The following is a 1,163-nucleotide window of genomic DNA, read 5'->3' as shown; positions in this document are numbered from 1 at the left end:
GAGGGGCGGTTCTTGGTTCATGTCGGCTGGTTGATGGGTGATGTGGCTGACTGCGGACACAGTTCTCCCCTCGGCTCACGTGCTCAGCGTCACCCAGCGGCGCATGTTGAACGCCATGGCCGCAAGCAGAACCTGGGCGGATGCCTTGGCAAGACCGATGTAGCGAATGTGGCTCAGCCCCATGCGCCGCTTGAGCGTAGCAAAGGTCGTCTCGACCGCAGCGCGTCGTCTGGCCACCGCACGGTTGAAACGCCGGGCTGCGGCTTTGAGAACAGGGTGATGCTTGTTGGGGCGCTTCATCAGACCGCAGAAGATCCCGCGCTCCTTCAGCATCGCCGCCCGTTGATGCGTGTGATAGGCGCTGTCGGCCAGAACCCGCGTCTCATCGCCCACAATCAGCAGATCGGCAGGCACGGTATCGTTGATATTGGCTGGCGTGGTGATCACTCGCCGGATCAGGCCCGAACCTTCATCCACACCTACATGGGCCTTGTAGCCATAGCTCGAACCCTGCCGACCCTTGCGCCGGGTAAACGCCGCATCCGGATCGCGTGCGCTCGTCTGTGCCTTGTCTTCTTCGTCTTCTTTGTCTTCAGTGCCCTCGGTGCTGTTGTTCCTGTCATGATCACGCGGCGGGCGGGCGGCCTGCGTCTCGATGACAGTCGCATCCAGCATCGTGCCGCGCCGCAGGATCAGGCCTGCGGCATCGAGCTGCCTGTCAAGCTCGCCAAACAGCTTCTCCAAAAGCTTCAGTTCCACCAGCCGGTTGCGAAAGCGGCACAGTGTCGTGTGATCGGGAACAGCCTCATCGAGACCAATGCCACAAAAGCGGCGAAAGGAAAGGCGGTCATAGATCGCCTCCTCCAGTTCCGCATCGGACAGGCTGTAAAGCTGCTGCAGCATCAAAGCCTTGAACATCGTCAGAACAGGATAGGCAGGCCGACCGCCAGTCTCGCCTTCACGCTCCAGCGGCCGCAGCACCTTCTCGAAGCGATACCACTTCACCACCGACGACAGCTTGCCCAACCGATCCGGCCCACTGCGCACCGTCACCAGCGCATCCGCAAAGCTGAACTGAGAACCGCTCTTCATCGCCATGCCACCGCCCCTTCGATCGCTCACAAACAAAGTGAATCATATTCGTCGGGTTTTGCAATGGTCCC

At 60.7% G+C, this 1,163-nt stretch carries 1 protein-coding gene; it reads right to left on the bottom strand.

Annotated features, from left to right (window positions below; genetic code table 11):
* Positions 1 to 75 precede the first annotated feature (75 nt).
* Positions 76 to 1,098: an IS5 family transposase gene (locus tag G6L28_RS22690; protein WP_174066480.1), complete on the bottom strand. Its 1,023-nt coding sequence runs from the start codon at positions 1,096 to 1,098 to the stop codon at positions 76 to 78.
* Between the last annotated feature and the right edge of the window lie 65 nt (positions 1,099 to 1,163).

The organism is Agrobacterium larrymoorei, assembly GCF_013322225.1.
Taxonomy (GTDB): domain Bacteria; phylum Pseudomonadota; class Alphaproteobacteria; order Rhizobiales; family Rhizobiaceae; genus Agrobacterium; species Agrobacterium larrymoorei_A.
The sequence above is the reverse complement of the archived record's forward strand: the minus strand, read 5'-3'. Positions and strand labels throughout refer to the sequence as shown.